The following is a 26019-nucleotide window of genomic DNA, read 5'->3' as shown; positions in this document are numbered from 1 at the left end:
CTAAAGCTAATAAAAAAATCATCGGTATGGATAATATTCTGCAATAGATATTCGATCAATAATTTAGCTTCGAAAACATCAAACAAAGCCTTGTTTTTTTACTTTTGCGTTATGGCACAAGAACAAGACAAATTCAAACAGGTAATATCCCACGCCAAAGAGTATGGGTATATTTTTTCTTCCAGCGAAATCTATGATGGATTAAGCGCTGTTTACGACTACGGACAAAACGGTGTAGAACTGAAAAACAACATCAAAGCTTACTGGTGGAAAAGTATGGTTCAGCTTCATGAAGAGATTGTTGGCCTCGATGCCGCGATCCTAATGCATCCCAACACCTGGAAAGCTTCCGGGCATGTAGATGCATTCAACGATCCTATGATCGACAACAAGGACTCCAAGAAAAGATACAGGGCTGATGTACTGGTAGAAGACTACGTCGAAAAAATAGAGCAAAAGGCTCAAAAAGAAATTGCTAAGGCTAAAAAACGCTTTGGAGACAAATTTGACGAACAGGAATTTGTCACTACGCATCCACGAGTGGTCAAATACAGAGCACAATCCAAAGAGATACTTTCCCGCTTAGCCAAATCGCTTACAGAAGAAAATCTTGACGATGTGAAAGCCCTTATTGAAGAGCTGGAAATCGCCTGCCCTGTCAGTGGATCCAGAAACTGGACCAACGTAAAACAATTCAACTTGATGTTTGGGACTAAGCTTGGTGCTTCTGCAGAATCGGCTTCAGATTTGTACCTCAGACCAGAGACAGCGCAAGGTATTTTTGTCAACTTTGCCAATGTCCAGAAAACGGGGCGTATGAAGATTCCTTTCGGCATTGCTCAAATAGGTAAAGCCTTCAGAAATGAAATCGTCGCCAGACAATTTATTTTCCGTCAGCGTGAGTTTGAACAAATGGAAATGCAATACTTTGTAAGACCAGGGGATGAACTCAAATGGTTTGAACACTGGAAAGAAATTAGAACGAAGTGGCATCAGTCTTTGGGTCTTGGTGAAGAAAATTATAGATTTCACGATCACGAAAAGATGGCGCACTATGCCAATGCAGCAACAGATATTGAGTTCAATTTCCCTTTTGGATTTAAAGAACTGGAAGGGATTCACTCCCGAACAGACTTCGACCTGAAAGCTCATGAAAATCTATCCGGAAAAAAACTTCAGTTTTACGATCCAGAATTAGGTAAGAATTATGTGCCTTACGTGATTGAGACGTCTATAGGATTAGACAGAATGTTTTTGGCGGTGTTTTCTAGCGCTTTGCAGGACGAAACGCTGGAAGACGGAAGTACTAGAACAGTATTGAAAATACCTTCTGTCCTTGCGCCTGTAAAAGCTGCTGTCTTCCCACTCCTCAAAAAAGATGGTTTACCAGAAATTGCTCAGGGAATATTGAAAGATTTACAGTGGGACTTCAACGTTATTTATGATGAGAAAGATGCAGTAGGCAGACGTTACAGAAGACAGGATGCCGCAGGAACGCCATTTTGCATTACAGTAGATCACGACACCAAAGAAGACCATTGTGTAACCATACGTCATAGAGATACTATGGAACAAAAACGTGTTCCGATTACTGAAGTAAAATCTATTATTCAAAAAGATATCGATTTTAAAAATTGGTTAGATTCTTAAAATTTAGAAAAAAATTAAATATTTTAAGGATTAAACTGAGCTAAACCATTTATTAACCGTGCTTTAACAGGCAGGCCGTTGAATAAGCTTTAAATTTGTATTGAACCAATTAAAAAATTAAGTAAAATGGCAAATAACACAGGAAATACAATTTTAGCACTTTTAACAGGTACAGCCGTAGGAGTAGGTTTGGGTTTATTATACGCACCACAAAGCGGTGAAAAAACCAGAAAACAACTTAAAGACGAAGCTGATCATCTTCAAGATAACCTGAATAAAAAGTACAAAGAAACTTCATCGCAATTGAATTCTTTTGCTTCGGAAGCTAAAAAAAGCATTGAAGAAAAGTTAGAACAAACGTTTTCCAATGTGAATAATAAAGCAGATGATATGCTAAATAAGCTTGAAGGAGAACTTGGAGAACTAAGAAAGAAAAATGCTGAGCTTCAAAAAGAATTGAAAAAGAAATAATACTTTATAATCCTTTATGGGGAATTCTATAGGAAATCATTTTGAAAATCTGACTCAAGACACCAAAGAGGCAATTAATCATTCCATAGATTATTATAAGTTAGACCTTTTAAAGAAAACTGCATTAAGTTTGGTTACAGGAGGTCAACTCGTGCTTAAAATTGGAATTTTAATATTGATTCTGTTTTTTGTATCCTTAGGCTTATCTTTCCTTATTGGTAATCATTTAGGCTCTGTTTCTTATGGTTTTTTTGTGATTGGAGGATTCTATATCATAATGCTAATTTTTGTTAGCATCTTCGGAAAAAAACTATTGGAAAAACCCATTTTTAGTTTTTTAAATAAAGTTTTAAATGCTGGTGATGACATAGAGGAAGAACTTAAAAAAGAATTAGAACACACCGAATCTAACGACCGATGAAAAAGTATAATTCATTTAAAGAACTTGATAAGGATTTAAAAATCTTAAAGCTTGAAGCTGAGATAAGTAAGCAGAAAGCAAATATTGATTTAGTTTATCTAAGAAGAGCTTTTTCTTTTACCAATATTGTAGCGGAAACAGCTTCATATTTAGGACAAAAAGCAATTTATGCCAGGATTGGTAGTCAGATTTTAAGAAAGTTTGGATTATAACAGTTATTAAACTATTACAATAGAAAAGGCTTGGAAAATAAATCTTCCAAGCCTTTTTTAATTGAATAAAACTCTAAAGTTATTTCTTCTTTGGATCATCTCCTTCTGAAGCGGCTTTGCGTTCATTTTGCTTCTTCATCTCTTCACCAATCTGGCTGGAAGCTGTAAAGGAAGCAATCATATCATTCAACATATTGCTACCAGCTTCTGGTGCGTTTGGCAACAAGATCAGGTTGGAGTTGGATTGACTACCTACCGACTGTAACGTATCATAATGTTGCGTCACTACAATCAAAGCTGAAGCTTCCTGTGAGTTGATACCCACATTATTCAATACTTCCACACTTTCTTCCAAACCTCTGGCAATTTCTCTACGCTGGTCGGCGATACCCTGCCCTTGTAATCGTTTACTTTCAGCTTCTGCTCTGGCTACGGCTACAATCTTGATGCGCTCGGCTTCTCCTTCAAACTCTGCGGCCACTTTTTCACGCTCTGAGGCATTAATTCTGTTCATCGAGTCTTTTACCTTTTGGTCTGGATCAATATCCGTCACCAGGGTTCTAATGATGTCATACCCATAATCCAGCATCGCATCATTAAGCTCAAGCTTTACTGCATTGGCAATATCATCTTTACGCTCAAAGACATCATCCAATTTCATTTTTGGAACTTCAGCCCGTACAACGTCAAAGACATAAGAAGTAATTTGAGCACTAGGACTTTCAAGCTTGTAAAACGCATCATAAATTTTGGATCTCGTCACCTGGTATTGAACCGAAACTTTGAGCTGAACAAAGACATCGTCTTTCGTTTTAGTTTCTATGATAACGTCCAGCTGCTGAATTTTCAAATTGATTCGTCCTGCAATTTTATCCACTAGCGGAATTTTGAAATGTAAGCCTGAGTTTCTCATGACTTGAAAACGTCCAAAACGTTCCACAAGTGCTGCTGTTTGTTGTTTTACTGTAAAAATGCCGCTTAAAATGATGAAGAATACAATCACCACTATAAAAATACTTACGAAAGAACCCATAATTTTTGATTTAATTAGTTACTAAAAGTAGAACATTTGACTTAGTATTTCAGATAATTATTTTAAAAAATTAGGATAATTCTTCTATCGCAAAATTTAATCTGGAAATCGTTTCAGCTTTACCAATGCAGGAAGCGATATGGAATACATCCGGACCACGCATCGCTCCAACTAGTGAAAGCCTGAGTGGCTGCATGATTTTTCCAAAACCAAGCTCCTGAGTGTTGATCCAGTCTTTTACTTCTGCCTGAATGTGGGCTTGGGAGAACTCTTCCAAACTTTGTAATTTTCCAATCAAAGCACGCATCCATTCTTCAGAATCTTTTTTCCAGGCTTTTTTGGCTGATTTTTCATCAAATTTCTTTGGTGCTTCAAAGTAGAAAAAGGACAGCTCCCAGAATTCTGAAACAAACGTCGCTCGTTCTCTTATGGTTTTTACAACCTCTTCTACGTAAACTTTTTCAGGATAAATCTCTTTTTGAGCAAGAATAGGAAGGAATTCATCGACCAAATCGCCAACAGGCTGTTCCTGTAAATAATGATGTTGGAACCAGTCTGTCTTTTCAGGATCAAATTTAGCTCCGGATTTATGCACGCGCGATAATTCGAATTTTTGAGTCATGTCTTCCAAAGAGAAAAATTCCTGATCGGTGCCATCATTCCAGCCAAGAAGGGCCAGCATGTTGGTTAAAGTTTCCGGCAAGTAGCCTTCTTCGCGATAACCCGCTGAAACATTCCCTGTTTTAGGATCTTTCCATTCCAGTGGAAACACTGGAAAACCTAACTGATCGCCGTCTCGCTTGCTCAGCTTTCCTTTTCCGCTGGGTTTTAAAATCAAGGGTAAATGCGCAAATTTTGGTACCTCCCAGCCAAATGCTTCGTATAACGACACGTGAAGCGGCAGGGAAGGCAACCATTCTTCACCACGAATCACGTGGGTGATGCGCATCAAATGGTCATCTACAATATTCGCCAAATGGTAAGTCGGCATGCCATCACTTTTGAATAAAATCTTATCATCCAGAACTTCAGTATCCACTTCAATATAGCCTCTTATCTCATCGTGAAGTTCTAAGGTTTTATGCGCTTCCGTTTTAAACCGAATCACATAATCATCGCTTTCAGCTAACTTCTTTTGAAGTTCATCTGAAGATAAACTGAGTGAGTTGTTGAGCGAGTCTCTGTTTTTGGGACCGTAACTAAATTTGGTGCCCTGGTTTTCTGCCTCTTTTCGCTTGGCATCTAACTCTTCTTCGGTATCAAACGCATAGTAAGCACGGCCATTATCAATAAGTTTGTCAACGTATTCAGCATAAATATCCTTGCGTTCACTTTGTCGGTACGGACCGCAGTCGCCAGGTTTTTCGGGACCCTCGTCGTAAGAAATTCCACACCAGTCCAGGCTTTCTTTGATGTACTCCTCAGCGCCTTCTACAAAACGGGTTTGATCGGTATCTTCAATTCTTAACAGGAAGTCGCCGCCGTGTTTTTTGGCAAACAAGTAATTATATAAAGCAGTTCTTACGCCACCAATGTGTAAAGGTCCGGTGGGACTTGGGGCAAATCTTACTCTTACGTTCGTATCCATTTGTCTGTTTTTTCACAAAGATAAAATATATTGATGTTCACCACTAAGGAAATCCCGGTTAAGGCGAATTGATCTTGGAAGCAATGACCAATCAAATAAAAACGTATCTTTAGTTTGTCTGAGCCCTTAAGCGCTGACGATCAAAACGATATGCTATGACAATTCATAAATTAGTGACCACCTTATTGCTTTGCGGTGTGATAAGCCTTTTCAGCGTTGAAGACACCACAGCTCAGGTAGAATTTGAACTCAAACCTTCCCAGAGCATGAGCATCACCGGCAAAGGTCCTGGCCAGGATGCGGCTAACAATCCTTTTGAAGGTGAGGACTGCCTTGTGCTAGTAGAAAATATTGGAAACTTAAGATTTGCTGTGAGAACGCAACAAAAAGGTCAAAACAACCTCAAAACCCAAGACGTGGATCCTGGCACCACTGAAACGATTCATCTGCCAAAAGGCTATGAGCTGTATCTGGACACGACTGATGAAGGAACGGCAAAGGCTAGGTTGAGCTTTAGGAGGAAAAAAGAATGACACCTATGCTTGTACGGGTTTATTTTTATTCTAAAAAGTTATCTATATTTGAGGATAGATAGTAGTTGGCAAACATTAAAAAAGTAACGAAGAATAGATACTCAGAAGACAACAAAGTATCTTAGCAAAAAAAAAGTTCACATGACAAAATGGAGATGGGATCAAGGAAGGTTACTGTATTTTGATTTCAACATATTGAAACTGATGTCAAGTACGCTTCAAACTCTAGAGGGTGTGTCCCTTAGAGATAATCCAGACCCGCTTCGACTTCCTTTGGAATTAGCTACAAGTATGCCTTTTGCACCGAATTCATATCGAGTTTGGAGAAATTACAAAAGAGTATTTGAGTGTAGTTTTTTAGCTACAACGATAGACGACAAATTAACTTGTACAGACTTTTGCAATGAAATAGCAAGTCATGATGGAAAAATTCAAGACGTTGATGATTACCTTTTTCAATATATTCCTAGATTTCGGTTCCCTTTCCCTGCTTTTCAGGACTATAACCCAAGTGACCCTGAAATCTATCCATTCTGTGCGATATTAAAATTAATTTTTTCAAGGCTCATATCAGGCATAGGAAGCACATTGACTTTGGAAGATGTATTTACATATCTAATTGCCAATAATGTAAACGGAACAGAGGATATCACCCATTACAAAAATCTCAAACCCAAATCTTACAATCCTAAAGGGGATGAGACTAGACAGGTCAGAGAAATGTTGATTTTTATGAGCCAAATAAGTCTATTAAAATGGCATAAAAAAACTCTAATACTTGATGTGAGTTTAGCGGATTACTATGACTATAATGAGTTTAAGGAATTAGTTAATCCAAATTACATAAAACCGAAATCAATTAGAGCTGAAGACTTTTTGGCTCTTACAAGCCTTTCTGGTGAGCTAAGAGCTATCAAAGTACATCCCCGAGAACAGCCAAATGACGAAATTTTCATTGAAGGAAAGAGGTCAAGAGTTACACATTTAAAAATTGAAAGAAGCCCTATTCTTAGAAAAATGTTTTTGGAGGCAAATCCTGAACCAGTTTGCAATATGTGTACATATAACACCCAAGAAAGATATCCTTGGACTAAAAACCTAATAGAAGTGCATCACGTTCTTCCACTGTCGTCATCGCTTGGAATCACTTCTAAAGGCACTTCACTTACTGACGTTGTCGGTTTGTGTCCAAATTGTCATAGGAGTGTTCATTTATTTTACAATCAGTTTTTGAGAAAAGAAAAGCTAGAAGATTTTAAAAATAAAACACAAGCACTAGAAGTTTACGAAATTGCTAAAAAAAGAATTGTAGCATGATAGAATTAGCCCAAAAATTGAGCATAAATGAACAATTACGACTTTTAGAAGAATCCCGTAAAAAGGATATTCATCTATCAGACTTACTAATCCAAAAAGGTCTATCCTATGATAATTTGCGATACCGTAATTATGTAAATGGCTTTAAACTTGAAGAAAGAAATCGGTCAATTGAGGATTTGAAAAATCATGAAAGTCAAATACCAGCAGTAAGCTTTTTCACTGGTGCAGGAGGAATGGATTTGGGCTTTGAGTATGCTGGATTTAAAACAATAGCTTCTGTTGAAAATACAGAGTTATTCTGTAACACACTTAGACTTAATAATCCTGACCGACCAGTGATTGGCCCTCCAAACTTCAAAGGAGATATTTCAAACAAAGAAGAAATTGCGGAACAATTAAAATCAATCGTAGGATTAAAAGAAAACTTTGATGGTGTTTTTCATGGAGGCCCTCCTTGTCAACCATTTAGCATTGCATCCAATCAAAGATTCAAGAAAGGAGATGAAAACTTTAAGCGATTAGGATTTGATGATATGGAAAAAGGCAACCTTTTATTTGACTTTGTTTGGCTTATTCAACAATTCAAGCCGAAAGCATTCGTAATTGAAAATGTTCCAGGTTTGAAAGATTTAGATGATGGAAAACAATTAGCAGAAGCAATAAAAAAATTAACCAAGTCAGGTTACAAAGTGGTTAATCCGAGAGTATTAAACGCATCTTACTTTGGCGTTCCTCAAAACAGAAATAGAATTTTTGTGGTTGGAACATTATCTAAGAAAGAATTTAATTATCCATTAAGTTCCATTTTTCAAACACCTTGTATAGATGTTTTTAATTCTGATTTCAATCTACTTCAGAACCATGAAACGCGAAAACACACAGCGAGTTCTGTTTTGCGATATATGGAACTTGATTATGGGGGAAGGGATAAACTTGGACGAGTTGATAGATTAAATCCTTTTTTACCTTCAAAAACGGTTATAGCTGGAGGAACAAAAGGTGGTGGACGGTCTCATCTTCATCCATTTTCACCAAGGACATTATCAGTAAGAGAATCTGCTAAAATTCAAACTTTTCCAGATGATTATATTTTCACTGGATCAACTGCACGACAATTTACTCAGGTGGGTAATGCTGTACCACCAAAACTTGCTTTTGCAATTGCTCAAGAAATAAAAAAAATATTATAAAAAAGTAAAAAAACGTTTGCCAACAAAACCTATAAGCAATAGCGCCCTGCGGGACGCTACTGCTCATAGCTAAACCGTTGGCTTTAATTTAGAAATATGAAATTCATCAGTTATACATTTTTAATAATTATGATTTTAACGTCAAAACAATCTGATTCTAAGAAGATATATATCAACTTAGCAAAATCCATCATTGAGAATAATGATGAAGAACAAATAAATTCACTAAAATCAAAATTTAAAACATATAAAAAAGATCCTAGCACGGTGTTTTCAGATGGATGGTATTATTACGACACCAAAAATCAAAAATACCAGAAATCCAGAGGAACGACCGATGGTTTAAAAAATAATATTTATTGGTTTCTATTAATTGATAACCTACACTTCGGACACTACATTTGGGAAATTGATTGGAAACAGCCAGAGAAAGAAATACTTGGTGTCATTGAGGTTTTAGCTGAGAAAAAAGGTTATGAACTTCCAAATATTGCTTCTGCACAAGACAGAAAAAATTTGGATGCTGGTGGCAAATTGACTTTCTATAACAAATTTCTGAAGGTAAATGGATTTACGTTGGTCAATCTCTATATTGATAGCGATAGTTATGTCACAGCACTAATTAAAGAAGATAATTTTAAAAAGATTTCCAAACTTGCAAATTTGACTGGAAACAAAATAACTGAATATTAAAACTAAAGCCAACAATAGCTATAAGCAATAGCTCGAGTTTAGGCTGAATAAAAAGGTTCGAATTTTATTTTCTAAGTTTGTAATTGAAAGAAAAATTTAATGTTTTTTTGCACGTTACTGGTCATATTAGAGAAACGTTGTGCAACATGCTAAAATGAACTTAGTAAAAGAAAATTTAAGACTATTCATTCCCTCGATTGTCGAATTCTTAGATGATCAAGACTTTCCTTGGGGAAAAATTGAACGAAATTTCAACAAGCACATTGAAAAGAGATTTGTACAAGCTAAAAACAAACCAATAACAGTTGAAGCTAACATTTACGACATTATCATCGCCTTCAAACAAGGAAGAAAAGAGTTTATCGCACTTTTAATTTATTTCAACAGATTATTTGATGAGCTAAATAAAAACCTTCATTTCAATATATTGGGTTGGACAGAAAATACCTTTTGAAAAACTTTGCCTACATCTATATTAGCCAATGCGGACCTACTGCTTAAAAATGAAGATAATGTAACTTAATAAAGTTAAGGTAAATATATAAGTAAGTGCCTTAAATCTTGCTTTAAAATACTTGAGATTAAATAGCAAACAACTTAATTGAATATAAAATCATGAAATTGAAAGTCCTGTTTATCCTTTTTACTTGCTTGACCTTCGGGCAAGAAAAACCAATAGTTTTCTATAATGAAAGTGGACAAAAAATAAATGAACAAAATTTTATTGAAACAAAAGATTATTCTAAAAATTTAGACTTGTATTTTGAAAACGATACAACTCAAATAGGTGTTTTAGTAACTCGAAAAAAATTCGGGCAACTTGAAAAAAATACTTTTGAGAATTTGAAATCCTACTTATATGAATTAACGAATAGAGAAATTGACTCTACCCAAAACATTGTAATTAACTACCTAACTGCATATCCGAAAAAGGATGAAAGTACAAACTCAAAATCAAGGTGGAATCTTTTACAAAAAGGTTACTTAAAAAAACTACACAAGATTGAAAATATTTGTCAATTTTGGATACACTCACCTGAATCTGATAACCTTGAATACAACCAACAAAAAAGAATAAATTGGATAGCAGATAAAGAGAATTTAATAAAACATCTTTTTTTTCCTTTCGAAGTTAGATATGGAAATTATCTATTTATTAAACCTGATGGTAAGTTTTATTATTTTTTAGGTGAACATAGTAAACATCAAATTTTGGAGGATGCTGAAAAATTTTTTAAATAAAACACAATTAATAGCACTTGAGAAAGTTGATTGTTAAGTCAATACAAGCTTTTAAAAATCCTAAACTTCTACAAATTATATTGCTCAAAAATCAGTGACAATCATTAAAAAGTTGAGTCGAAATTTAAATACCATATTTATTCACATATCTGGAATACCATAAAATTCAAAAGTAAAAAAGACCTTCTGGTGGGGAATATAATTTTAGGAAGTAATGCGCTTCTTCTGGGAATAGTCATTTTTCGTTTACTTGGCGGAGATGTGAGCTCTGGTGAATATGTGTTATTGGTCTTTGTTTTAGGTCTTGTTGGTATTCTGTTCTGGATTTACTACGGAACTAGTTACGAACTAACCCAAGCAAGGGGACTGGTATACAGATGTGGACCGCTTATGGGAAGGGTAAACATAAATAGCATTACTGAAGTTATAAAAGGAAAAACGCTTTGGGTTGGTTATCGACCAGCTACTTCCAGGAAAGGGCTCATCATAAAATATAACCGCTACGATGAAATTTACATAAGCCCCAGCACCAACGATGCTTTTATAAAAAAGCTTCTGGAACTCAATGGAGACATCAAAATCACTGAAGAGGCAAACGACTGAAAAATAAAAATGTCTAAAAGTCGACTACTTTAGTCCGTACAGACCTCACAGGTCTTTGAGACCTGTGAGGTCTAACTTGTAGACTACCAAAAATACCCGTTCCAATCCTCTCACACAAAGCTTTGCAGACCGTTAAAAATTCACAAGTCTTTATAAATAAGCAGGTTAATTAATACCTTAGCGTGTTATATTAAAGTCAGTTGAAAAGAGTATGCAGCATTATAAAATCATAGAAGACAAATTAGAGCGTTTTATCCAAAAGTTCTACACCAACCTTTTGATCAAAGGAGCCTTGTTGTTTTTTGGGTTCAGCCTGTTGCTTTTTATTTTTGGGGCTGCTCTGGAATACTTCCTCTGGTTCGATTCTGGGGTGAGGACGCTTTTGTTCTGGACGATAATAGCGGCGGAAGCTTTATTGTTTTTCAAGTTGATTTTGGTGCCAGCCAGTCAGTTGTTCAAGCTCTCAAAAGGGATTGATTATAATGAAGCTTCTTCCCAAATCGGCAGTCACTTTCCTGAAGTCAGCGATAAACTTAAAAATATCCTGCAACTCAAAGCTCAGGGAGCGGACGACGAACTGGTCCTTGCAAGCATAGAGCAAAAATCCAAAGCGCTTAAAAGTGTACCGTTTCAGTTGGCAATTGATTTTAAACAAAATGTCAAGTATCTGCGCTTTTTAGTGATTCCCGTTTTGGTCCTGCTGGCCATTTGGGTGTCAGGTTTTGGAGACTCCTTTTCTTACAGCTACCAACGTGTTCTAAATTACAATACAGCTTATGAGGCACCGGCGCCTTTTCAATTTTCTATTCTGAATAAAAATCTCGATGCCAAAAAAGGACAATCTTTTCAGCTGAACGTGCAAACACTGGGCGAGGTAAAGCCTGAAGATGTTTTTATTTCTGTAGATGGGGAAAAGATTAGGCTTCAGGAGTCCAACGGTATTTACAGCTATACTTTCAAAAATGTGTCTGAAGCCAAAAAGTTTCGGTTGAAAGCCAACAAAGTGACTTCTCCAACCTATGAACTCAATGCTTTGGATATTCCTGTGATGAAGGACATGCAGATGAATTTGAATTATCCCAACTATATCAACCAAAGCGACAAATCAATTTCGGGAACAGGTAACGTTTCAGTCCCTGAAGGAACACAAATTGAATGGATTATCTCTACGGAAACGACAGACCAAGTCGAATTTTTAAGTGATGTCGATACTTTAAAGTTTGCTGTCGAAGACTCTGAATTTACCTTGAAACAAATTCAGAAGAAAACCAAAAACTACTCGATTTCTACCTCCAATTCTAACTTCAACAACTACGATGTTCTTAGCTATTCCATAGAAGTCGTGAAAGATGAATTTCCGAAGCTGAAACTGGAACAAAAGAAAGATAGTTTGCTTACAGAACAGTCTTATTTCTTCGGAAAATTGACCGATGATTACGGATTAACCAAGTTACAATTAGTCTACTATACTACTGATAATCAAGAAGATAAAACCATAAAATCACTTGGGTTATCAAAAGGAAATTACTCTGAATTTTCTTATGCTTTCCCTAATGAGGACCTGGAACTAAAGCCTGGAACTGAGTATCAATACTACTTTGAAGTCTTTGATAATGATGCAGTGAACGGTAGAAAGTCCACCAAATCTGATGTGTTTACTTACCGTAAAAAAACAGATTTGGAAGAATCTTCTGAAAATTTGAAAAGACAAAACACCTCCGTTGAAAAACTTTCTGAAGAATTACAGCAGCGCAAAGAAAACTCTAAAGAGATAAAAGATCTTCAAAACAAGCAAAAGAAAGAAAGAAACCTGGATTATACCGAAAAGCAAAAACTCGATAATTTCATTCAGCGCCAAAAGCAGCAGATGGAAATGATGAAAAATTATAGCGAACGGCTGAAGGAAGATTTCAAAAAATTGGATGCGGAAGAGCAGAATCAGGAAAAAGAAAACCTGGAAAACCGACTGGAAAAAAACCAGGAGCAAATAGAGAAGAATCAAAAAATGCTCGAGGAACTGGAGAAGTTGAAAGACGAAATCAGCCAGGAAGAATTGAATGATAAATTAGATGCATACGATCGAGAATCTGAAAAGCAGGAGAAAAATCTGGAGCAGCTTTTGGAATTGACCAAGCGTTTTTATGTGGAAAAAAAGGCTGAAAAGCTTGCCGAGGAAATAGAAAATCTGGCCAAAGAACAGGAAGATTTATCAGAATCTGATGAAAATTCTTCTGAAGCTCAGGAAGACATCAATGAAAAATTTGATAACATCAAAGAAGAATTAGAGAAGCTCAATGATAAAAATGAAGGCTTAAAGGCACCAATGGAACTTGGCAGCGATGAAGAATTGAGCGAAGAAATCGATCAGGACCAGGAGGAGGCTAAAGATAAACTTGAATCTTCAGAATCTGAAGATGGAGATGCTGAGGAGAAAGAATCCAGCAAAAGTGACGGGAAGCAAAAGCAAAAAGACGCTTCCGAAAAGATGAAATCGCTTTCTAAAAAAATGAAAGATTCTATGTCATCCTCCAGCATGGAGCAGGCTTCTGAAGATGCCGAAATGCTAAGGCAGATTTTGGATAATCTGGTCATCTTCTCCAAAGAACAAGAAGGACTCATGGATGAATTCAAAGACATTTCCAACTCCAATCCTTCTTACGCTCGAAAGCTAAGGATGCAATCGGAATTGAGAGAGAACTTTAAGCATGTAGATGATAGTCTATATGCACTCGCCATGCGAACACCAATGATACAGGAAACGGTAAATAATACAATTTCGGATATCAATTTCAATATTGAGAAGTCTTTGGAAAGACTCGCAGAAAATGATACCCGAAAAGGGACAAGCAGTCAACAATACACCATGATGTATGCCAACGAATTGTCCAACATGCTGGACGATGCATTAGACCAAATGCAGGAACAAATGAATGGTTCAGGGTCAGGAAAACCCAAACCTGGTAGTGGAAAGCCTGGAGAACAATTATCGGATATCATCAAATCTCATGAAGAGCTAAAGGAACAAATGCAGAAAGGAGACGGTGAAGATGGTAAACAACCTGAACAAGGAGAATCTGGTGAACAGGGAGAAGGTAAAGAAGGAGAACAAGGCAAGCAAGGAGAAGATGGTAGCAATGGAAGTGATGGAGAAAAAGAAGGGGGGAAACAAGAAGGAAGCAGGGGACAGCAAGAACAAATGAGTGGCGAGATTTATCAAATCTATAAACAACAGCAGAAGTTGAGAAACCAATTGGAGGATAGAATTAGAGAGCTCGGCTTGGAAGATAATGCCAACGAACTCAATAAAAGTTTGGATAAGCTCGAACAGGAATTGTTGATGAAAGGTTTTAGTAGTGATTTATTAAAACAGATGGAAGATGTGAACCACCAATTGCTTAAACTCGATAAAGCGGCCAATCAACAAGGCCAGGATGAAGAACGCGAGGCAGAAACGCGTAAAAAGGAAGTCAATGCTCCATCTTCTAAGTGGGAGGAAAAGGCTAAAGAATATTTTAACACAACTGAGATTTTAAACCGACAACAATTACCTTTGCAGCCGGAATATAAAAAGCTGATTAATATTTACTTCGATGGAAAATCCAATTAATTTTTATAGTAAAACTGATTTTGAATTAGCTCATAAGAAGAAGCATTCAAAATGGTTGGAATCCGTTATTAAAAGCGAAGGTATGGAAGCTGGAGAAGTGAACTATATTTTTTGCAGCGATGAGGATTTGTTATTCATGAATCAAAGGTATCTGGATCACGATACCTTTACAGATATTATCACTTTTGATTATTCTGAAGAGGATTTAATTTCAGCTGAAATTTATATCAGCATAGATCGTGTGAAGGAAAACGCTAAAGACTTTAAAGTAAAATTTAAAGATGAATTGAGAAGAGTTTTAGTTCATGGCGTTTTACATTGCTGTGGCTACGGAGATTCTACAGAAAAATTAAAAGCTGAAATGAGAGCTTTAGAAACTAAAAAAATGGAATTGTTCCACGTGGAACAAAAATAGAAGTTATGTTTAAAGATAGATATGATGTTATTGTAGTAGGAGCTGGTCACGCAGGAAGCGAGGCAGCAGCAGCAGCAGCAAATATGGGAAGCAGCACTCTGCTTGTGACCATGAATTTGCAAAACATCGCGCAAATGTCTTGTAATCCAGCTATGGGCGGTATTGCAAAAGGACAAATTTTAAGAGAAATCGATGCTCTTGGAGGATATAGCGGACTGGTATCTGATACAAGCGCTATTCAGTTTAAGATGCTGAACAAATCAAAAGGACCTGCAATGTGGAGTCCACGTGTGCAAAGCGACAGAATGCTGTTTTCACAACATTGGAGAGAACGACTTGAGCAAACTAAAAACCTTGATTTTTACCAGGAAATGGTGTCGGGTCTTATCGTTGAAAATAATAAAATCAAAGGCGTTAAAACTTCTTTAGGTTTAGAGATAAAAGCAAAGACCGTAATCCTCACCAACGGAACATTTCTAAATGGCTTAATTCATATTGGAGATAAGAACTTCGGCGGTGGAAGAGCAGGAGAACGCGCTTCTTTTGGAATTACGAAAGAACTTGAAGATATAGGTTTTGAAGCAGGGCGAATGAAAACAGGAACACCTCCAAGAGTAGACGGAAGATCACTGGATTTTTCTAAAATGATAGAACAGCCAGGAGATGAAGAGCCATGGAAGTTTTCCTATTCTAGAGAAACCAAACCTTTGGAAAAACAAAGAAGTTGCTGGATGAGTTATACATCTCCAGAAGTTCATGAATTACTGAAAGAAGGTTTTGATCGATCTCCTATGTTTAATGGAGCCATAAAGAGTACAGGGCCGAGATACTGTCCAAGTATTGAGGATAAAATACATCGGTTTGCAGATAAAGACAGACACCAAATGTTTGTAGAACCTGAAGGCTGGAACACGGTGGAATATTACGTGAACGGATTTTCAACATCTTTACCAGAGGATATTCAATACAAAGCTTTAAAACAGTGTGCTGGATTTGAAAACGTGAAATTCTTTAGACCTGGGTATGCCATTGAATATGATTATTTTCCACCAACACAATTAAGACATACACTTGAAACTAAACTGGTAGATGGTCTATATTTTGCCGGACAAATCAACGGAACTACAGGATACGAAGAAGCCGCTTCTCAAGGCTTAATGGCTGGAATTAATGCAGCTTTGAAAGTTCAAGAAAAAGATGAATTTACACTTTCAAGAAGTGAAGCGTATATCGGCGTTTTAATTGATGACCTTATCACAAAAGGAACGGAGGAACCTTACAGAATGTTTACCTCCAGAGCAGAATATAGGACTTTATTGAGACAAGATAATGCAGATTTTAGATTGACGGCTAAAGCGTTTGATATTGGATTGGCAAGTGCTGATCGCATGAAATTGATGGAAGACAAGAAAAAGAAATCGGACGCATTTGTAGAATTTTTCAAAAATAAAAGTGTCACGACAGATGAAATCAATCCAATTCTGGAAGAAAACAATTCAGCTAAAGTCGATCAACAGGGAAAGCTATTTAAAATATTTGCAAGACCGAATATCACCATGGAGGACATGCGAAAATTGGAAAGCGTTGAATCTTTTATTAAAAAACACGAACTTGATAATGAAGTTTTAGAACAGGTAGAAGTGCAGGTAAAATATGCTGGCTATATAGAAAAAGAAAAACTAAATGCAGATAAATTGAATCGACTAGAGAACGTCAAAATTCCTGAGCATTTTGATTATTCACTTTTAAAATCAATGTCGTTTGAAGCCCGTGAAAAACTTACCAAAATAAAGCCAAGAACAGTATCCCAGGCTTCAAGAGTGAGTGGGGTGAATCCTAGTGATGTATCCGTACTTTTAGTACATATGGGAAGATAATGTTCCACGTGGAACAATGCGTATGGATTATTCAAAATTGATTATAAAAGATGAGGCTTTTACTAAAGAGGAATTTCGTTTAGAAAGAGATGAGAATGGAATATTAGAAACAAGGCCTAGACCAAATAACCTTTCGAAATATTATAATTTTGGAGGCTATATTTCACATCAGTCAAATAAAAAAACGCTTATACATAAACTTTATACTGTAGTAAAGCAATACATGTTTAAGGCTAAATTCAATTTGATTAAAAGTCATTCAGATGAGTTAAACTCTGTATTGGATTTTGGCTGTGGCACAGGTGATTTTTTAAATTATATAAAGAAAAAAAATATAAATGCTGAAGGAGTAGAACCTACAAGACTTGCTTTTCAAAAAGCAAAAGAGAATGGAATAAAGGTCTATAAAGAAATTTCAGAAGTAGAAAAGACTTATGATGCCATTTCTCTTTTTCACGTCTTAGAACATGTAGATAATTATAATGAAACATTAGGGGAATTAGTTTCCAGATTAAATTCAAAAGGAGTGTTACTCATTGCTGTTCCAAATTATAAATCTCATGACGCTTTGTATTATAAAGAGAAATGGGCTGCCTGGGATGTGCCAAGACATCTTTGGCATTTTAGTAAAGACGACATAAAGGACCTTGCAAAACAACATAATTTAGAATTAATCAAAATAAGCCCAATGCCATTTGATGCTATTTATATCTCAATGGTTTCAGAGTCTTATAGAGATAATTCTAGACTATTTGGACTTTGGCAGGGACTACTTTCAAATGTAAAGGCCTTACGAACTAAAGAATATTCCTCTAATCTGTTTTTAATGCAAAAGAGGCTTTAAAATCAATCTTCTGATCACTTGCTATAGATTATGCTTTAAGAATTGAAATCCGCTCTTAAAATCAAAATAAGCATCTATAAAATTATAACAAAAGCTTATTAAAACTATAATATCAATCGGTTTTTATAATCTTAATAAAAACTTTGTGCTTAGGCATCTTTTTTTACATTTGTCAAAACTAAATATATCATGAAAAAAATAATTTTAAGCTTAGCCGTTGTTGGATCCATTTTATCTTGTACTCCAGATAAAACTGCTTATGTAGACAACACTGTTTTAATCCAGGACTATTATAAAATGAAATCTACAGAAGCTAGATTTGAAAAAAAGAGCCAGGCATTATCTGATGAGTTAGATTCTGTTGCTGGAGAGTTTCAAAAAGAAGTTCAGGAATTTCAGGAAGGAATGGATAGAATGTCTAATAAACAACGTGAAGAAAAACAGAATGAATTAATGCAGAAACAGCAAATGCTGCAACAACGTCAACAGCAACAAAGTCAAATGTTGAGACAAGAAAGCGATCAGGCGATTGATTCTTTAATTGAAGAAGTAAAAGACTACGTTGCAGAATACGGAAAAGAAAGAGGCTATTCTTATATTTTTGGATCCAATGAATCTGCAAACATCATGTATGCGAAAGAAGGTTTGGATATTACTGAAGAAGTGCTAGAAAAACTAAATGCTGAGGAAGGATCGAGTAAAGAAAAGAAAAAACAGGACACTGAAGAATAATCAGCGATTACATTTTAATATCAATTCAAAGCCATTCTTTTCAGGATGGCTTTATTTTTTGTGCAAAAATCTAGTCAGTTGAAAAGACAAATCTGAAAATATCATTTTGGCATTTCCGTTACGCTCTATGTGAAAAATAGCTTCTTCAAGAACCTGAAAAATGTCAATAATATTTGCTCCCGAGATGAATTCGGAAAACTTATCGAATTTGAATTTGTCATTGTAGGGGGTCAAGAAGACCAAAGACTTCGCCTTATAATTATTTAATAAAGCCTGACGAAAAAATTGAATACAGTAATTAAGAAATCGCTTTTGGGTTTCTCGGGTTTCAGAAGCTAAGGTGTCAGACCAATCCAAAAGATCGATAACTACGTGCTTATTACCTTTAGCCTGAAAGGCACTTCTTACCCAGATAATGAACCATTGTTCAAATTGTTCATCATCAGAGTCATGTTCTGCCAAATGTATTGCTTTGGAGAAACTACCATCAGATTGTTGTGCAATCTTGATAGCATCGTTTTCAGAAATATCGAAATCGGCTAATAAACCATTTACGATATCAGTTTCGCCAAGAGGGGGAAACTCCAGACGCTGACACCTGGACCTAATGGTTTGTAAGATGTCTTCAGGAGAATCTGTTATTAAAATAAAGTAGGTATTCGTGGGTGGTTCTTCAATTAATTTCAACAACTTGTTGGCGGCGGCTGTATTCATCTTATCAGCACACCAAACAATCATCACCTTGGGTCCGCCTTCAAAGGATTTTAAAGACAAAGCTTTAACCACATGAGCAGCTTCTTCAACATTGATAGATCCCTGTTTCTTTTCAATACCGATTTTCATATACCAATCATACAAGGATTGGTAGGGATTGTCTAAAATAAAACTTCTCCAGTCTTTGATAAAATCTTCGGATACTGGTTTTTTTGGTGAGGTACTAGTTGTATTAATGGGATATACAAAATGTAAATCTGGATGGGTGAGCTGGTTCATCATACTTGAGATAGATAAAGAACGAGCATCGGATGAATAATGAATCATTAACGCTCTGGCAAAAGCAATGGCCATAGGTAAAGTGCCGGATCCTGTCGCCCCTGTGAATAATTGGGCATGAGGAACCCTATTATTTAAAATACTATTTCTCAAATGGCTTTTGAGATGATCTAATCCTAAAATGCTTTTGAATGTCATGTGGCTAAAATAACAAAGCTATAAGCCTTTTGAAAAATTAATTAAGTAAATTTGAAGTTAATTCAGAAAATCAGGATAGATGAAAACAATTAATGATTTCAACTTTAAAAATAGAAAAGCATTAGTAAGGGTCGACTTCAATGTTCCTTTGGACAAAAACTTTCAAGTAGCCGATAAGAGTAGAATAGAAGGTGCAAAACCAACCATCATAAAAATAATGGAAGATGGCGGTAGCGCTATACTTATGTCCCATTTAGGAAGACCCGAAGGAAAAGAAGAAAAATATTCTTTAAATCACGTTAAGGCTGCCGTATCTGATGTCCTTGGTGTAAAAGTAAAATTTGTTGAAGACTGTGTGGGCAAAAAAGCTGAGGAAGCCGCTGCTGACTTAAAACCAGGAGAGATTCTTCTTTTAGAAAACTTAAGGTACTATGCTGAAGAGAAAAAAGGAGAGGAAGCTTTTGCTGAGAAACTATCCAAACTTGGAGATGTCTACGTCAATGATGCCTTTGGTACCGCACACAGAGCACATGCATCAACTACCATTATAGCCAAATTCTTTGCAGATAAAGCCATGGGCTATTTACTTCAGAAGGAAATCGAAAGTCTGGATAAAGTATTAAATTCTACAGAAAAACCAGTGACCGCAGTACTTGGAGGAGCAAAAGTATCTTCAAAACTGACTGTCATTGAGAATATATTACCCAAAGTTGACCATCTGATCATCGGTGGGGGTATGGCCTTTACCTTCATAAAAGCTCAGGGTGGAAAAATTGGTGAATCGCTGGTAGAGGACGATTTGCAAGATATGGCTTTAGATATCATCAAGAAAGCAGAAGAACAAAACGTCAAAATCCATTTACCCGTGGATTCTGTGGTCACACAGGAATTTGATAATGATGCTGAAACCAGGATAGAAGATATCCATGCGATTTCTGAAGGCTGGATGGGACTGGATGCTGGACCAAAATCCAGAGAGAATTTTTCAAAAGTTATCGCTGAATCTAAAATCATACTTTGGAATGGACCACTAGGTGTTTTTGAAATGGATACGTTTTCTAGAGGAACCATCGCTTTGGCAGAAGCTATTGCGGAGGCGACCAAAAAAGGAGCCTTTTCATTAGTAGGAGGTGGAGACAGTGTCTCGGCAGCCAAGAAGTTTGGCTTTGATACCAAAGTAAGTTACGTATCTACAGGAGGTGGTGCCATGCTGGAAATGCTGGAGGGAAAAAGCCTTCCTGGTATTGATGCTTTAAACTAAAAAACCTCTTTTTATAATTTCAAAAGCAATACTTTTAGATAGGTATTGCTTTTTAGTTTAAACCAATGAATCTAAAATCATTTACATACCCTGAAAAGGAAAAACTAAAATCCAGAAAACTGATTAAAAAAGTTTTTGAGGAAGGAAAAACGATTAAAAAGTATCCAATACTTATTCGCTATGTTGAATTTGAAAACGAAACGCATAACATTGGTGTAAGTGTATCTAAGCGAAATTTCAAAAAAGCTGTGGACCGCATCAGGATAAAACGGCAGCTGCGGGAAGCCTATCGCCTGAACAAAGAAACCTTAACGCAGACTAAGGGGAAGTACGCCATAATGATTATCTTTATTGGTAAAGTAAAATTACCTTCAATACCACTTCATGAAACCGTCAGAACGCTTTTAAAAGAGATCCAATGAAAAGACTAAAGCTTTTACTACTTACCTCTATAGTTGCTATAACAACTTACGGATTTACCTCCTACAAGAATGATTTTTTTGAGATCGCCAAGCAGATTGAAATCTTTACTAATTTGTATAAAGAAGTGAATATGAATTACGTAGACGAAGTCAATCCAGCAGAATTGATGAACACCGCGATTGAAGCTATGCTGGAAGATCTCGATCCTTATACGGTCTATTGGGATGAGCAACAAATCCAGAATGCCAGAATCCGCAATTCTGGTAGTTATACAGGAATTGGTGCAGAGATTATCACCACGCCGCAATCGATAGTTATTCAGAATTTAATCAAAGATTCTCCAGCCGACAAAGCCGGACTGAAGATTGGGGATGAAATCACCAGAATTGGGGATATTGAAGTCAAAAATTACAATGAAGACGCCGGTGAACTGCTAAAAGGGGCTCCAGATAGTGAAGTTGTTTTAAAATTAAATCGAAATTCTAGTATCGAAACTGTGACTTTAAAAAGAGGTATTGTAAAAGAAAAAGCAGTGCCTTACTTTAAATTACTGGAAGATAAGACAGCTTATATTGTGCTGTCCCAGTTTACCCGTTCAGCCTCTTCTGAAGTTATTGAAGCCTTTCAGGAATTGAAAAAAGAAGGAGCAACTCAGGTCATTTTGGACTTAAGAAATAATCCTGGAGGTTTACTTTCTGAAGCAGTGAATGTGAGCAATGTGTTCATTGAAAAAGGCACTACCATCACCTTTACAAAATCGGCAATTGAGAAGTATAATCAGTCTTATACCACTCAAAACAAAGCCATCGATACTGAAATTCCAGTTGCTGTTCTGATCAATGAAAATTCTGCTTCAGCCAGTGAAATTGTATCGGGGAGTCTTCAGGATTTGGATAGAGGGGTTGTGATTGGCAGTAGAAGTTACGGCAAAGGACTTGTCCAGAGACCAAAAAAACTGAACTATGGTACTCAGGCTAAAATTACCATTTCCAGATACTACACCCCAAGTGGAAGATGTATACAGGCATTGGATTATCTGGACGGGAAAAGCATCAGAAAAGACGAAAGTGAATACACTGAATTTAAAACCAAAAACGGGAGAAGTGTGTTTGACGGCGGTGGCATAAAACCCGATATTGAAGTCGCTATCGAAAAGGAAAGCAAACTGATAAAAGCACTAAAGCAAGACAACCTCATTTTTGATTTCAGTGTGAATTACGTCAATCAAAATAAAGGCTTAACTCTTGATGATTTCAAATCGAATAAAAATTTTAGTGATGAATTTCAAAAGTTTATAGATGTAAAAGGATTTAAATTTGAGTCTGATACGGATAAGAAAATTGAAGAATTAAAAGCGACGGCGACTTCTGAAGATTATTTAAAGTCCATTGAATCGTCCTTAACTGAACTTCAGAAGCAATTGAATAAAGAAAAAGAGAAAGCCTTTCAGAAAGAAGAGGAAACCCTTCAGAAGTTGATTACAGAAGGTGTTTTGAGAAAATTAGGCTACGATGAAGCTGTCTACACTTATTATACCGAAGAAGGCGAAGTCATCAAAGAAGCGAGTTCAGTATTGAAAAATTCAAATAGGTATAGAGAAGTTCTTGGCTATGAATAAAGGAAGTTAGTGACTTTCAAGCTTCATACTGATATGAGGAATACCATCTTCCAGATAACCTTCACCAGAAATCACAAATCCGTGGCTCTCATAAAACTTGATCAAATACTGCTGTGCCGAGATTTTAATCATTGATTTTGGAAAAGTTTTTAAAGAAAAATCAATGCTGGTTTTCATCAACTCATGTCCTAACTTTTGACTTCGATGTGTTTCTTTTACAATGACTCTGCCAATGCTCAACTCATCAAAATAAGCCCCCGGAGGTAAGATCCTGGAATAGGCGACCAGAATCTGTTCATCGTAAAACAAAACATGGTAAGCTTTGTCATCATGTCCATCAATGTCTTGATACACACAGTCTTGTTCAACAACAAACACTTCAGAACGAAGCTGAAGAATATCATAAATTTGTCTGGTGGTTAATTCAGAAAAAAGTAAAATCTTTGGCGTCATTAGTCTTGAACTATAATGTTTTTATTGTCTGATTTATTGAATTCTGGCTGAATTGTAATGTGGTTGATCCCATACTCTTGCAATAAGATAGTTTCGATTTCAACAAGTAGGTTATCAAAAGTAGAGAGTGTAATATCTTCTTCAAAATCAATTTCAGCTTCCAGATGCAATTCATCTTCATTGAGTTGCCAAATATGCACATGATGCATATTTTTAACAAGAGGAAAAGCATTTACTTTGGTGACAATTTCTTCGATATCAATTTGGGCAGGGGTGTAAAGCATAAGGACTTTAAAAGAGCCTTTGAATAATTTGACACCAACGTAAATAAGATAAACAGCAATCAAAAAGGTTAGTACGCTATCTACCCAGAAAATCCCATAAAATTTCATCAGTAATCCACCTATCAAAACCGCTACAGAGGCAAGCATATCTGTGAGTAAATGAAAATAAGCAGAGGTTAAATTCATATTGGTTTTTCTATCCTTCAAAAGAAGTAAAACACTTAGTCCATTCCCAACTATAGCCAGGGCTGAAAGCCAGATGACTAAATCTGAATTGATAATTTTTGGGTTGAAAAAATGAACAAAAGATTCTTTTATAAGAATAATAGCTATAATGATAAGACTCGCAGAATTAACGAAGGCGGCCAAAATTTCAGCCCTTTTGTAACCAAATGTTCTGTTGGAAGTAGCACTTTTAGCAGAAAATTTGGAAGCTACGTAACTGATGATAAGAGAAACTACATCTGTAAAATTATGAAGAGCATCCGAGAGTAAAGCCAAACTTCCACTTAAGAAACCCCCTATAACCTGAGAAACGGTGATACCTATATTAAGGACAATAGAAAAGAGTAAGTTCTTTTGGGAACGCTGATGTGAATGAGTGTGGCTCAAAATAGATTATTGACAAGCAATTTTATCCACTCTTCTCTGATGACGACCACCTTCAAAAGGCGTTTCTATAAATACTTTTACAAAATCCAGAGCTTCTTCTACAGATACAAATCTGGCAGGAATGCTCAATACATTAGCATTGTTATGCTGTTTGGCTAAAGCTACCAACTCTGTATTCCAGCATAAAGCAGATCTGACGCCCTGATGTTTATTGGCGGTCATATTAGCTCCATTTCCACTACCACAGATAATGATGCCTAAATCTGAAGTTCCATTCTCCACATCTTCTGCAACAGGATGCACAAAATCAGGATAATCTACACTATCTTCTGTGTCTGTTCCGTGGTTGATGACCTCTATAGATTTTGATTTTAAGTAATCATTGATTGCGGATTTATAAGAAGGTCCTGCGTGATCATTTCCGATTGAAATTGTCATGGGTGTAGATTTAAATATTGAGTGAAACAAAGTTAAGATTTAATTCATTAATGAAATGCAAGATGAAGCACCTAATAGCTTGATGACTGATTTATAAGTCTTTAGAACATACAGAAATTAAAGAATAAACAATTGTGGAAAACTTCAAATTTGGAGTCGCTTTGCAGGCTTCAAATTTTGATAAACTGTGGATAACTTCAGTAAAAAATCTGAACAAAAAATTTGGTTTATCAAACTAAAAATAGAGATAGATAAAAATCTGATTTAGCAAAATTTTAAGAAACCAATTTTCGAAAAACTTTTGCGTTCACTTTCAAAAGTTATCCACATGAAAGTGGAAAAAAGTTATTCAAAATTGACTGTGAAAAGTGATATTGAAATTGTGGATAACTATTTTAGATATCTATGTAAATCAAAGTTTTAAACCCAAAAAAGGATAGGTATAAATTGTGGATAAACTCAAATTTTAAAAAATCAAAATTAAATAGAGAAAAGTTTTCCAGTTATACACGAGCAATAGTAATCATCATAGTTAATTTTAAAATTTATAAAAAAAGAATAATAGTATTATAGATTGTGGATAAGTGGAAAAGGAAACTAATTTCAGATCTAAAATATCTATCAAAAAGAATTAGAAAAAACCAGTTGTGCATTTTGGATTGAAATAGATAGCATTATGTCTGTTCGTGTGATTTTTTGATAAAAAAATTGTATCTAGAACCCAATCAAAAAATTCATATTCTCGATACAAATTCCACTCATTTCAATCGTGAAATTCACTCGAATTGACAGAATTTTTTAAAATGCACAACGGGTAGAAAAAAATAAAAAGACTGTCTTTAAACAATATGGAGATGATTTTCGAAATTGTAATCTTCCAGAATAGCTTTTGCTTCTTGAAGATCCTCCGGATGTACTTTTAAAAAAATCCCACCTAGCGCATTGGAGTAAAAAGGAATAACACCTATAACCGTTTCATTTTGAAAGAAAAACCGAATATTTTCTTTTTCGAGAAGCAATTTTAGCACGGTATATTCATGAGGATACGTGAATACAGCTAGCTTGATGAAGTCGTTCATTTTTTATCCTAAAAATAAAGAAATATAATCACTAACAAGGCAAATTTAAAGCAGATTTAGATTTTATTAAAGCAAAGCTAATAAAGCGCTTAAAGGCTTTTCTACTTCGGATTCAACAGTAGTGAGTTGCTGATTGAGGAAAAAACGGATGTAAAGGTAAATCGCCAAGAATCCTACCAAAAAGATGAGTATAAAGACAATATATATTTTGGTAGTTTTTGACATAATA

27 protein-coding genes are annotated in these 26019 nt (G+C 35.8%); 19 read left to right on the top strand and 8 right to left on the bottom strand.

Translation table 11 applies throughout. The features are described 5' to 3' along the window. Positions 1-111: 111 nt before the first annotated feature. From LB454_RS12630 to LB454_RS12615, 4 genes are all read left to right on the top strand, one after another. Positions 112-1650, top strand: coding sequence for a glycine--tRNA ligase (locus tag LB454_RS12630; protein ID WP_224465037.1), 1539 nt, complete (start codon positions 112-114; stop codon positions 1648-1650). Positions 1651-1776: 126 nt separating this feature from the next. Continuing rightward, positions 1777-2121 carry a YtxH domain-containing protein gene (locus LB454_RS12625; RefSeq protein ID WP_224465036.1) on the top strand — a complete coding sequence of 115 codons (345 nt, stop codon included), beginning with the start codon at positions 1777-1779 and terminating at the stop codon, positions 2119-2121. Positions 2122-2137: 16 nt separating this feature from the next. Then, positions 2138-2542 carry a hypothetical protein gene (locus LB454_RS12620; RefSeq protein WP_224465035.1) on the top strand — a complete coding sequence of 135 codons (405 nt, stop codon included), beginning with the start codon at positions 2138-2140 and terminating at the stop codon, positions 2540-2542. Further along, positions 2539-2754 (top strand): DUF6327 family protein, encoded by a 216-nt coding sequence (locus LB454_RS12615; protein ID WP_224465034.1) that lies wholly within the window; start codon positions 2539-2541, stop codon positions 2752-2754. Before LB454_RS12620 ends, LB454_RS12615 begins: the two co-directional genes overlap by 4 nt. A 79-nt stretch (positions 2755-2833) precedes the next feature. Here LB454_RS12615 and LB454_RS12610 read toward each other — a convergent pair whose 3' ends face one another. Together LB454_RS12610 and gltX are read right to left on the bottom strand one after the other, a co-directional pair. Then, positions 2834-3787, bottom strand: coding sequence for an SPFH domain-containing protein (locus LB454_RS12610; protein ID WP_224465033.1), 954 nt, complete (start codon positions 3785-3787; stop codon positions 2834-2836). A gap of 70 nt (positions 3788-3857) precedes the next feature. Continuing rightward, positions 3858-5375 carry a glutamate--tRNA ligase gene (gltX, locus tag LB454_RS12605; RefSeq protein ID WP_224465032.1) on the bottom strand — a complete coding sequence of 506 codons (1518 nt, stop codon included), beginning with the start codon at positions 5373-5375 and terminating at the stop codon, positions 3858-3860. A gap of 155 nt (positions 5376-5530) precedes the next feature. On the opposite strand from gltX, the gene LB454_RS12600 reads away from it, so the two are divergent. The 12 genes from LB454_RS12600 (at position 5531) to LB454_RS12545 (ending at position 18431) form a co-directional block, all read left to right on the top strand. After that, on the top strand, positions 5531-5908 hold the full coding sequence (locus LB454_RS12600) for a hypothetical protein (RefSeq protein WP_224465031.1): 378 nt from the start codon (positions 5531-5533) through the stop codon (positions 5906-5908). A gap of 141 nt (positions 5909-6049) precedes the next feature. Beyond that, positions 6050-7225 (top strand): HNH endonuclease, encoded by a 1176-nt coding sequence (locus tag LB454_RS12595; protein ID WP_224465030.1) that lies wholly within the window; start codon positions 6050-6052, stop codon positions 7223-7225. Beyond that, a complete protein-coding gene (locus tag LB454_RS12590) occupies positions 7222-8418 on the top strand; it encodes a DNA cytosine methyltransferase (protein ID WP_224465029.1) in 1197 nt (398 codons plus the stop codon). The genes LB454_RS12595 and LB454_RS12590 overlap by 4 nt, the downstream gene beginning before the upstream one ends. A gap of 96 nt (positions 8419-8514) precedes the next feature. Continuing rightward, the gene (locus tag LB454_RS12585) at positions 8515-9111 is read left to right on the top strand and encodes a DUF6630 family protein (protein WP_224465028.1); all 597 of its coding nucleotides are present in this window, start codon (positions 8515-8517) and stop codon (positions 9109-9111) included. A gap of 154 nt (positions 9112-9265) precedes the next feature. Next, positions 9266-9565 carry a hypothetical protein gene (locus tag LB454_RS12580; protein ID WP_224465027.1) on the top strand — a complete coding sequence of 100 codons (300 nt, stop codon included), beginning with the start codon at positions 9266-9268 and terminating at the stop codon, positions 9563-9565. Between the two features lie 161 nt (positions 9566-9726). Next, a complete protein-coding gene (locus tag LB454_RS12575) occupies positions 9727-10353 on the top strand; it encodes a hypothetical protein (protein WP_224465026.1) in 627 nt (208 codons plus the stop codon). Between the two features lie 189 nt (positions 10354-10542). Then, positions 10543-10956: a PH domain-containing protein gene (locus LB454_RS12570; RefSeq protein ID WP_224465025.1), complete on the top strand. Its 414-nt coding sequence runs from the start codon at positions 10543-10545 to the stop codon at positions 10954-10956. Positions 10957-11167: 211 nt separating this feature from the next. Then, positions 11168-14563 (top strand): hypothetical protein, encoded by a 3396-nt coding sequence (locus LB454_RS12565; protein ID WP_224465024.1) that lies wholly within the window; start codon positions 11168-11170, stop codon positions 14561-14563. After that, on the top strand, positions 14547-14978 hold the full coding sequence (ybeY, locus tag LB454_RS12560; RefSeq protein ID WP_224465023.1) for an rRNA maturation RNase YbeY: 432 nt from the start codon (positions 14547-14549) through the stop codon (positions 14976-14978). Before LB454_RS12565 ends, ybeY begins: the two co-directional genes overlap by 17 nt. A 5-nt stretch (positions 14979-14983) precedes the next feature. Continuing rightward, positions 14984-16855: a tRNA uridine-5-carboxymethylaminomethyl(34) synthesis enzyme MnmG gene (mnmG, locus tag LB454_RS12555; RefSeq protein WP_224465022.1), complete on the top strand. Its 1872-nt coding sequence runs from the start codon at positions 14984-14986 to the stop codon at positions 16853-16855. Positions 16856-16892: 37 nt separating this feature from the next. After that, positions 16893-17699 (top strand): class I SAM-dependent methyltransferase, encoded by an 807-nt coding sequence (locus LB454_RS12550; protein WP_224465021.1) that lies wholly within the window; start codon positions 16893-16895, stop codon positions 17697-17699. Positions 17700-17888: 189 nt separating this feature from the next. Further along, positions 17889-18431, top strand: coding sequence for an OmpH family outer membrane protein (locus LB454_RS12545; RefSeq protein ID WP_224465020.1), 543 nt, complete (start codon positions 17889-17891; stop codon positions 18429-18431). Between the two features lie 51 nt (positions 18432-18482). Here the strand turns inward: LB454_RS12545 and LB454_RS12540 are convergent, their stop codons facing one another. Continuing rightward, the gene (locus tag LB454_RS12540; RefSeq protein ID WP_224465019.1) at positions 18483-19622 is read right to left on the bottom strand and encodes a DNA polymerase III subunit; all 1140 of its coding nucleotides are present in this window, start codon (positions 19620-19622) and stop codon (positions 18483-18485) included. A gap of 79 nt (positions 19623-19701) precedes the next feature. Here LB454_RS12540 and LB454_RS12535 point away from each other — a divergent pair, with 79 nt between their 5' ends. The 3 genes from LB454_RS12535 (at position 19702) to LB454_RS12525 (ending at position 22924) form a co-directional block, all read left to right on the top strand. Next, positions 19702-20883 carry a phosphoglycerate kinase gene (locus tag LB454_RS12535; RefSeq protein WP_224465018.1) on the top strand — a complete coding sequence of 394 codons (1182 nt, stop codon included), beginning with the start codon at positions 19702-19704 and terminating at the stop codon, positions 20881-20883. Positions 20884-20948: 65 nt separating this feature from the next. Next, on the top strand, positions 20949-21305 hold the full coding sequence (gene rnpA, locus LB454_RS12530; protein ID WP_224465017.1) for a ribonuclease P protein component: 357 nt from the start codon (positions 20949-20951) through the stop codon (positions 21303-21305). Further along, a complete protein-coding gene (locus tag LB454_RS12525; protein WP_224465016.1) occupies positions 21302-22924 on the top strand; it encodes a S41 family peptidase in 1623 nt (540 codons plus the stop codon). Before rnpA ends, LB454_RS12525 begins: the two co-directional genes overlap by 4 nt. Positions 22925-22930: 6 nt before the next feature. On the opposite strand, the gene LB454_RS12520 is transcribed toward LB454_RS12525, so the two are convergent. The 5 genes from LB454_RS12520 to LB454_RS12500 all read right to left on the bottom strand — a co-directional run bounded on the left by LB454_RS12520 (position 22931) and on the right by LB454_RS12500 (position 26015). Continuing rightward, entirely contained in the window at positions 22931-23377 is a 447-nt protein-coding gene (locus LB454_RS12520) for a GNAT family N-acetyltransferase (RefSeq protein ID WP_224465015.1), read from the bottom strand. Beyond that, complete coding sequence (locus tag LB454_RS12515) at positions 23377-24273, bottom strand: cation diffusion facilitator family transporter (protein WP_224465014.1); 897 nt, start codon at positions 24271-24273, stop codon at positions 23377-23379. The genes LB454_RS12520 and LB454_RS12515 overlap by 1 nt, the downstream gene beginning before the upstream one ends. Before the next feature lie 6 nt (positions 24274-24279). Next, positions 24280-24711, bottom strand: coding sequence for a ribose 5-phosphate isomerase B (gene rpiB, locus LB454_RS12510; protein ID WP_224465013.1), 432 nt, complete (start codon positions 24709-24711; stop codon positions 24280-24282). A gap of 839 nt (positions 24712-25550) precedes the next feature. Next, a complete protein-coding gene (locus LB454_RS12505) occupies positions 25551-25790 on the bottom strand; it encodes a DUF2007 domain-containing protein (protein ID WP_224465012.1) in 240 nt (79 codons plus the stop codon). A 66-nt stretch (positions 25791-25856) separates the two neighbouring features. Continuing rightward, positions 25857-26015, bottom strand: a complete 159-nt coding sequence (locus LB454_RS12500) for a hypothetical protein (RefSeq protein WP_224465011.1) — start codon at positions 26013-26015, stop codon at positions 25857-25859. Between the last annotated feature and the right edge of the window lie 4 nt (positions 26016-26019).

Origin of the sequence: Psychroflexus montanilacus, assembly GCF_020164535.1 — a bacterium.
In the GTDB taxonomy this organism is placed as follows: domain Bacteria; phylum Bacteroidota; class Bacteroidia; order Flavobacteriales; family Flavobacteriaceae; genus Psychroflexus; species Psychroflexus montanilacus.
This window is presented reverse-complemented; position numbering and strand designations above follow the sequence as displayed.

Bases quoted from the DNA above. Each gene is read 5' to 3' on its own strand.
- LB454_RS12630 (WP_224465037.1), top strand. From the start codon at position 112: ATGGCACAAGAACAAGACAAATTCAAACAGGTAATATCCCACGCCAAA.
- LB454_RS12625 (WP_224465036.1), top strand. From the start codon at position 1,777: ATGGCAAATAACACAGGAAATACAATTTTAGCACTTTTAACAGGTACA.
- LB454_RS12620 (WP_224465035.1), top strand. From the start codon at position 2,138: ATGGGGAATTCTATAGGAAATCATTTTGAAAATCTGACTCAAGACACC.
- LB454_RS12615 (WP_224465034.1), top strand. From the start codon at position 2,539: ATGAAAAAGTATAATTCATTTAAAGAACTTGATAAGGATTTAAAAATC.
- LB454_RS12610 (WP_224465033.1), bottom strand. From the start codon at position 3,787: ATGGGTTCTTTCGTAAGTATTTTTATAGTGGTGATTGTATTCTTCATC.
- gltX (WP_224465032.1), bottom strand. From the start codon at position 5,375: ATGGATACGAACGTAAGAGTAAGATTTGCCCCAAGTCCCACCGGACCT.
- LB454_RS12600 (WP_224465031.1), top strand. From the start codon at position 5,531: ATGACAATTCATAAATTAGTGACCACCTTATTGCTTTGCGGTGTGATA.
- LB454_RS12595 (WP_224465030.1), top strand. From the start codon at position 6,050: ATGACAAAATGGAGATGGGATCAAGGAAGGTTACTGTATTTTGATTTC.
- LB454_RS12590 (WP_224465029.1), top strand. From the start codon at position 7,222: ATGATAGAATTAGCCCAAAAATTGAGCATAAATGAACAATTACGACTT.
- LB454_RS12585 (WP_224465028.1), top strand. From the start codon at position 8,515: ATGAAATTCATCAGTTATACATTTTTAATAATTATGATTTTAACGTCA.
- LB454_RS12580 (WP_224465027.1), top strand. From the start codon at position 9,266: ATGAACTTAGTAAAAGAAAATTTAAGACTATTCATTCCCTCGATTGTC.
- LB454_RS12575 (WP_224465026.1), top strand. From the start codon at position 9,727: ATGAAATTGAAAGTCCTGTTTATCCTTTTTACTTGCTTGACCTTCGGG.
- LB454_RS12565 (WP_224465024.1), top strand. From the start codon at position 11,168: ATGCAGCATTATAAAATCATAGAAGACAAATTAGAGCGTTTTATCCAA.
- ybeY (WP_224465023.1), top strand. From the start codon at position 14,547: ATGGAAAATCCAATTAATTTTTATAGTAAAACTGATTTTGAATTAGCT.
- mnmG (WP_224465022.1), top strand. From the start codon at position 14,984: ATGTTTAAAGATAGATATGATGTTATTGTAGTAGGAGCTGGTCACGCA.
- LB454_RS12545 (WP_224465020.1), top strand. From the start codon at position 17,889: ATGAAAAAAATAATTTTAAGCTTAGCCGTTGTTGGATCCATTTTATCT.
- LB454_RS12540 (WP_224465019.1), bottom strand. From the start codon at position 19,622: ATGACATTCAAAAGCATTTTAGGATTAGATCATCTCAAAAGCCATTTG.
- LB454_RS12535 (WP_224465018.1), top strand. From the start codon at position 19,702: ATGAAAACAATTAATGATTTCAACTTTAAAAATAGAAAAGCATTAGTA.
- rnpA (WP_224465017.1), top strand. From the start codon at position 20,949: ATGAATCTAAAATCATTTACATACCCTGAAAAGGAAAAACTAAAATCC.
- LB454_RS12525 (WP_224465016.1), top strand. From the start codon at position 21,302: ATGAAAAGACTAAAGCTTTTACTACTTACCTCTATAGTTGCTATAACA.
- LB454_RS12520 (WP_224465015.1), bottom strand. From the start codon at position 23,377: ATGACGCCAAAGATTTTACTTTTTTCTGAATTAACCACCAGACAAATT.
- rpiB (WP_224465013.1), bottom strand. From the start codon at position 24,711: ATGACAATTTCAATCGGAAATGATCACGCAGGACCTTCTTATAAATCC.
- LB454_RS12505 (WP_224465012.1), bottom strand. From the start codon at position 25,790: ATGAACGACTTCATCAAGCTAGCTGTATTCACGTATCCTCATGAATAT.
- LB454_RS12500 (WP_224465011.1), bottom strand. From the start codon at position 26,015: ATGTCAAAAACTACCAAAATATATATTGTCTTTATACTCATCTTTTTG.